We start from the raw sequence: 6,555 nt of genomic DNA, 5'->3' as shown, positions 1-6,555 counted from the left end.
TCAAGGCCTTCTTCCTGAGCTGCTAAAAATGCGGGATTGAAACGCTCCACATGTCCTACCTGTGCCTTCACTCCGCTTTTCCTGACTTTTTTCACCAGAATATCAGCTTCTTCGAGCGTGTAAGTCAGTGGCTTTTCAATAAAAACATGTTTCCCTGCTTCAATGGCCTCAACAGCATATTTAAAATGGGAAGTTGTCGGTGTAACGATATCGATTACTTCTGCCTCTGATACAATCTCGTCAAAATCCCTGATGGCTTTGGCTCCTGTTTCTTTGGCGGCCAGTTTGGCCTGTTTATCATCTGAATCATAAAAACCTATCAGATCATACTCCCTGATTTCCCTGATTTGCTTAAGATGGATTTTCCCTAAATGACCTGCTCCCAACACACCTATTTTCAACTTCCTGTTTTCTGTTTGCATTCTGATTATCAATCTGCCTGCAAATATGCTTTATTTTTAGTGATTTCTTTTTACTTTTGTTAAAAATTGCATTTTGTCAATGAAAGCAACAGCGAATATTATCAGATTGGAAGAAACCGATTCTACCAACGACCATGCCTGGCGACTGATGGCAGAAAGTAAACTGCCTGAATTTACAGTTGTTTCGGCAAGATTTCAATCAAAGGGGAAGGGGCAGGGAAACAATAGCTGGCATAGCCGAAAAGCAGAAAACATTTTGGCAAGCGTGGTTTTGTACCCTGATTTTCTATTATTGGAGCATTTCTTTTACCTGAATAAAATTACTGCCCTCTCCATTGCCTCCTGCCTCGAAAAATATTTACCTGCTGAAAAAATCAGCATCAAATGGCCGAATGACATTTATGTAAATGAAAATAAGATAGCCGGAATTCTGATCCAGAATGAACTGGGTGTAAATGGTTTTTCAAAAACTGTTGCCGGCATGGGTATCAACATCAATCAGGCGGATTTTCCGGAGGAATTACCCAATCCGGTATCCCTTTTTCTGTTGACACGGATAAAACATAATTTAGATTCTATATTATTGGAAATCATTGATTTATTGTTTGTTTTCTATCAGAAACTTAAAGAGAAAGAGTTTCAGTTTCTCGATGAAGCTTATCTGAACAGGCTTTACGGATTAAATGAATTACGAACCTTTCGTGATCATTCAGGCAATTTTCAGGGCATTATCAAAGGTGTCAGGCACGATGGAAAACTGATGGTTGAGAAGGAAGGAACAGGGCTCCTTCATTTTGATTTCAAGGAAATTATTTTTTGCTGAAAATCAGTCAATTATTCTGGTTTTCCAATAGGGAAGCAGGTCGGCAAGCTCTCCGGAATAATAAAACTCATAAGCCACAGCGCCAAAAGTATATCGTGTGCCTTTAATCATAATTCCCGAGCCTCCGACTCTTGGATTGGGTTTGGGCTTAGAAGCCTCAAAACCCACGTTAAACAATGTGGCGATAATTTCAGGCCTGTCGGTAATATCATATCCTGCTTTTTTCCACTGACTGACCAGCATACGGATGTTCATGGCCGCATACAGATAAGAATAATAATGGTTATGAAAATCAGTAAGTCTGTCAAATCGCTCTTTGTCAATATCTTGTGTCCTGAAATCAAGCAGATGCTCATATTTTTTTCCGGGATAAAAAACGGAGGTATCCGTTTTTATAAATTTTTCTATTTTCATGGCCGTTTCGGGTTTTATACCGGTAACACCCCATGAAAATTTACTCTGAACACTAAGTATTTTCAACGGGCCTATCCATTTTTTATACGCCTCCCTGTTGTTGTCGAAAAGCCGGATCTGTTCGGCAGTCAGCATGGCCGCAATCAATCTGGGTTCAACACCTGTCAGCCTTCCGACACTGTCGAGAAGCTTATATTCTTTCTTCATGATGATTTTATAATCCCGCCATTCCTCCATGTTCATCCAACTGAACAAATTGGTGTCAAATTTTTCTAATGATTTAATTTTCAATTTGTCAGCTTCCTCTAACTGCCTGAGGTAATCTTTATTGTTCTGCAGATGAACATTAACCGCATCAAACATTCTTTGAGCCAGCTCAACGTTTTTGGTTTTATTAAAGGTATGAAGTATCAGATTGGCATTCAATGGTGCATACTGGTGCAAAACAGCTATTTTGTTGTAAACAACTGCCTCATTATCAGGTGTTTTATACTTAACCCCATTGTTTTTTTTGTACTTTTCAGCCATTTCCTGAAAATACCTGTCATTTTTGTCAACAACACCCGGGTCATCTGTCAGGTGAAGTTTTACGGCAAAATAAGCGGCAGTCAGGATGAAGCCATAAGCTGCAAACCCATATAAAATTATTTTAAACGTAATCCTGACATATTTCTTTTGGAAAAAAGCCAATATTTCCTTGTATTTGTTCATTTCTGTATGAAAAATCAAATTTTATTGCGGATGCAAACCTATGACAATAACAGGAATGAAAAATTTTTAACTGAAAAGAAAGTTTTTCAGCTGATGATTTGAAAAATTTTTGATGATGACAGTGCTGTATTATTCCTGTTTTAATATTTTTGCTTGTGAATTGAGCATAACTTTAAAATCAAAACTATGAACATTGAATCATATAAAGCACAACGCAAGCTCCTGAAGGAGTATAAATACAAATGGGCACCGGTTATCAGAGGATATAATAACCGTACCTTATACATAAACCTGAGCACCAAAGAAGTATCTGAAAAACCTGTTACTGAGCTGATGAAAGAGAAATTCATCGGAGGTAAGGGTTTCGGATTGAAGCTGCTGTGGGAGGCTACCAAACCGGATACAAAATGGAATGATCCTGAAAATGAGATTGTTATTAATACCGGGCCTATTTGTGGCATTACCCAGTATTCGGGGACCGGCAAATCGCTGGTGGTTACCATTTCACCACAAACCGACATCGTGATCGACAGCAATGTCGGGGGATATTTTGGCCCTTTTATGAAGTTCAGCGGCTTTGATTCTCTCGAACTTCAGGGTAAAGCCGAAAAAGATGTAATTATTATCATCGACAAAACGACAGAAACCATTCGTATTGAAGAAGCACCGGCTGAACCGCTCGATAGCCATGTTTTGGCTGAATTGCTTCATGAAATGTATGCCGATGATGAAAAAGACAAGAAAAATGTTTCAGTAGTATCTGCAGGTTCAGCAGCCGACCATTCCCTGATTGGCATGTTGAATTTCAGCTTTTATGACGTAAAACGTAAAAAAGTCAGGCTAAAGCAAGCCGGCAGGGGCGGAATCGGAACAGTGTTCAGAGATAAAAAAATTAAGGCGCTGGTTGCAAAGGTTGATGGAATCACCGGCAATCTTAACAATGTGGTTGATCTGGAAGCCATCATGGAGCGTGGCCGCAGATTTAACCGCGAAATGAGGGAACTCGACCACAAACAAAGCCGGATGAAAGAAGTCGGAACAGCCCACCTGACCAACATTATGAACGATTATGATTTGTTTCCTACCCATAATTTCAAATTCGGGAGCCATAAAGACGCCATTAATGTGCATTCTGACAGATACAAAGAACGCTTTACACAGGGTGTTCCTGATGGTTGCTGGATTGGTTGTAATATGAGTTGTGCCAAGGGTGTCGATGAATTTGTATTACAGACAGGCCCCTATAAAGGTCAGAAGGTGATTGTGGACGGCCCTGAATATGAAACTGCTGCTTCACTTGGCAGCAATGCCGGAATTTTCGACCCCGACTGGACTATCGAGGCCAATTTCTATTGTGATACTTATGGAATTTGTACTATTACATGGGGAACTATCCTCGGCTTCGTCATGGAATGTTATGAGGAAGGTATTTTGAACAAGGAGCGTACTGGCGGCCTTGAACTGAATTTCGGGAACATGCACGCTGCTATGGAACTGCTCCATCAGGTAGCAAGAGGTGAGGGTTTTGGAAAAATTGCCGGACTGGGTGTGAGAAAAATGAAGGAAATGTTTATCGAAAAAGGCTGGGGCGATCCTCAGTTCCTTTTTGATATTGCCATGGAAAACAAAGGCCTTGAATACAGCCAGTATGTCTCAAAAGAATCGCTGGCACAGCAGGGAGGATATGCCATGACCAACAAAGGGCCTCAGCACGATGAAGCCTGGCTGATTTTTATGGATATGGTCAACAATCAGATTCCTACCTTTGAAGATAAAGCTGAAGCGTTGCATTATTTCCCGATGTTCCGTACCTGGTTTGGCCTTCAGGGTCTTTGCAAACTCCCGTGGAACGATGTGGAACCGGAAAATAATGCCGAGACAGATGAGCCCGCAAAAGTTCCTGAACATGTGGACAATTATGTGACCATCTATAATGCCGTAACCGGTCAGCATATTGATAAACACGAGCTGGTCAGGCAAAGTGAACGGGTGTATAATTATCAGAGAATCTTTAATATACGAAGAGGATACGGACTTCGTAAACACGATGCCCAGCCCTATCGTGCCGCAGGGCCTGTTACTGAAGAAGAATACCTGAGCCGTCAGGAAAGATATGATACCCAGTTGAAGGAAAAATGGGGAATAGATCCCACAGGATTGAGTTTACAGGAAAAAATGAGGCTGACGCGCAAGTTCCGTGAAGAGCAATATGAAAAACTGCTGGATGCTGTCTATACCCGCAGGGGATGGAATCTGAACGGGGTGCCTAAAATCGAGCATCTGAAGAATATCGGGATGGATTTACCGGAACTGATTGAGGTGGTTTCGCCCTTGCAATAAAAGACATCTTTCGCTCCTGATAGCTATCCTCATCAGGAAATGTTATGTAGTGCCGGGACTCAACGGTTTTCTTAATCATAAAACTTTGTAACTTCTTAGTCTTCAGTTGGTAAAAACATAAACCCGGTGTTGCTTTGTGCCACTCTGTGTCCCTCAGTGTCTCTGTGGTAAAAAATAACTATTGTATAATTCAGATTAAGTTGCGGTTTCCGGTTTGTATGCACCTGCAGATGACTGCAAACTGCCTGCTGCCAGTTAATCTTGCTCCCCGACCGTAAAATAACTCACCATTTGGGAAAATAAAACTAAAATACAGATTAAACCTGTTTACAGGCAGGTAAAACTTACAGATTGACAGGTTGATTTTTATTCGGAATCTTTTTCTTCGTCACGAACCACATTCAGGTTCATTTCGACAGAAAGCTCCTTATTGATTTTTACAGAAATGCGGTATTTCCCGAGTTCCTTTATTTCATCAAGGAAGGTAATATTTTTTCTGTCAATATCGTATCCAAGATCTTTTAACACGCGGGCCACCTGCAGGTTGGTGATAGAGCCAAATAATTTACCGGTTGTTCCAACCTTTACAGGAAGTTTCAATGTTATCTTGGCAAGTTTTTCAGCAGTTTCGCGGGCAGCTGCCAATTCTTTTTCAATTCTGTATCTGGCTTGTTTCTGAAGCTCAGCGTGCATTTTTTTGTTTGATTCCGTTGCAAGGATGGCTAACTGCTTTGGAAGAAGATAATTTCTTGCATAACCAGGTTTAACATTCACTATCTCACCGGCTGAACCCAGATGTTCAACATCAACTTTAAGAATTACTTCCATGGCAAATTATTTTAATGAATCAGACACAAAGGGTAAAAGTGCAAGATGTCTTGCCTTCTTTATTGCAGATGCCAGCCTACGCTGATATTTCAGGGAGGTGCCGGTGTACCTGCGTGGAATGATTTTCCCGTTTTCATCAACATACCTGAGCAGAAAATCAGGATCTTTGTAATCTATATACCTGATATTGTTTTTCTTAAACCAACAATATTTTTTTCTTTTCGGTCTTTCCTTGGGTGTAATGTTAATGAAGATATTTTTATATTGCTGTGCAGCCATATCTGAAATTTTTAAAAGGTTGTTGTTTCTGTTACATCTTTAGCTTTTTCGGGCCTTTTGCCTTCCTTTCTCCTTTTTTCATTGTACTCAATGGCAAATTTATCCAAAGCAGTGGTCAGGTAACGTAGTATCCTTTCTTCACGGTTATACTCCGTTTCGAGCCGCTGGATAAATGCCGGATCGCTTAAAAATTCAAAAAGGAAATAATATCCTGAAGTTTTCTTTTTAATGGGATAGGCAAGCTTCCTTAAACCCCAATCTTCTTCATGATAAATTTCAGCACCGTTCTGGGTCATCAAATCTTTGATGCGGGCTACTGTTTCTTTCAGCTGACTTTCAGTAACCAACGGTGTAACGATAAACATTGTTTCGTAATGCTTCTTCATGTTTCTTTCGTCAATATTCAAAATTATTTCGGACTGCAAAGGTAGAAAGCTTTCATTAATCCACAAGCATATTCACAATTATTTTTTTCTGATTTTTTTGCCTTCTGGGATGCATCAACCTCAGAAATATGAAAACATGAGATTAACCCAACCCAAAAGATTCACCATCACCTTTAAATGCAGGTATTTGAAACTAGCCGGCAGGATTAGGAATTTACTGTCAGTAATCTTATTAAGATTGTCTATGGATTTGGGTGAAAAATTATTCTGATTTCCTGTGGATGAAGAATCCATATGATCCTGTCAATGTTTTGAGATTAGACAAAAATGGTGTTTTCAATTCACTAATTTA

7 protein-coding genes are annotated in these 6,555 nt (G+C 40.0%); 2 read left to right on the top strand and 5 right to left on the bottom strand.

Going from position 1 to position 6,555, the window contains the following annotated elements; all coding sequences use genetic code 11:
• Positions 1–422 (bottom strand): Gfo/Idh/MocA family oxidoreductase (locus GX437_12035; protein ID NLJ08384.1); only part of this gene is annotated, 422 nt, incomplete at its 3' end.
• Between the two features lie 79 nt (positions 423–501).
• Between GX437_12035 and GX437_12030 the strand changes: the two genes are divergently transcribed.
• On the top strand, positions 502–1,245 hold the full coding sequence (locus GX437_12030) for a biotin--[acetyl-CoA-carboxylase] ligase (protein NLJ08383.1): 744 nt from the start codon (positions 502–504) through the stop codon (positions 1,243–1,245).
• 3 nt (positions 1,246–1,248) lie between these two features.
• Here GX437_12030 and GX437_12025 read toward each other — a convergent pair whose 3' ends face one another.
• Positions 1,249–2,352, bottom strand: a complete 1,104-nt coding sequence (locus tag GX437_12025) for a hypothetical protein (protein NLJ08382.1) — start codon at positions 2,350–2,352, stop codon at positions 1,249–1,251.
• Between the two features lie 204 nt (positions 2,353–2,556).
• Between GX437_12025 and GX437_12020 the strand changes: the two genes are divergently transcribed.
• Positions 2,557–4,710 (top strand): aldehyde:ferredoxin oxidoreductase, encoded by a 2,154-nt coding sequence (locus GX437_12020; protein NLJ08381.1) that lies wholly within the window; start codon positions 2,557–2,559, stop codon positions 4,708–4,710.
• Between the two features lie 366 nt (positions 4,711–5,076).
• Here GX437_12020 and GX437_12015 read toward each other — a convergent pair whose 3' ends face one another.
• The 3 genes from GX437_12015 to GX437_12005 are packed head-to-tail and all read right to left on the bottom strand — an operon-like array spanning position 5,077 to position 6,203.
• Entirely contained in the window at positions 5,077–5,538 is a 462-nt protein-coding gene (locus tag GX437_12015) for a 50S ribosomal protein L9 (protein ID NLJ08380.1), read from the bottom strand.
• A gap of 6 nt (positions 5,539–5,544) precedes the next feature.
• Positions 5,545–5,817 carry a 30S ribosomal protein S18 gene (locus GX437_12010; protein NLJ08379.1) on the bottom strand — a complete coding sequence of 91 codons (273 nt, stop codon included), beginning with the start codon at positions 5,815–5,817 and terminating at the stop codon, positions 5,545–5,547.
• An 11-nt stretch (positions 5,818–5,828) separates the two neighbouring features.
• Positions 5,829–6,203, bottom strand: coding sequence for a 30S ribosomal protein S6 (locus tag GX437_12005; GenBank protein ID NLJ08378.1), 375 nt, complete (start codon positions 6,201–6,203; stop codon positions 5,829–5,831).
• Positions 6,204–6,555: the final 352 nt, after the last annotated feature.

The sequence above is a fragment of the Sphingobacteriales bacterium genome (assembly GCA_012517435.1).
GTDB lineage: Bacteria > Bacteroidota > Bacteroidia > CAILMK01 > JAAYUY01 > JAAYUY01.
Note: the sequence above shows the minus strand (reverse complement) of the source record. Positions and strands in the feature narration are given on the sequence as shown.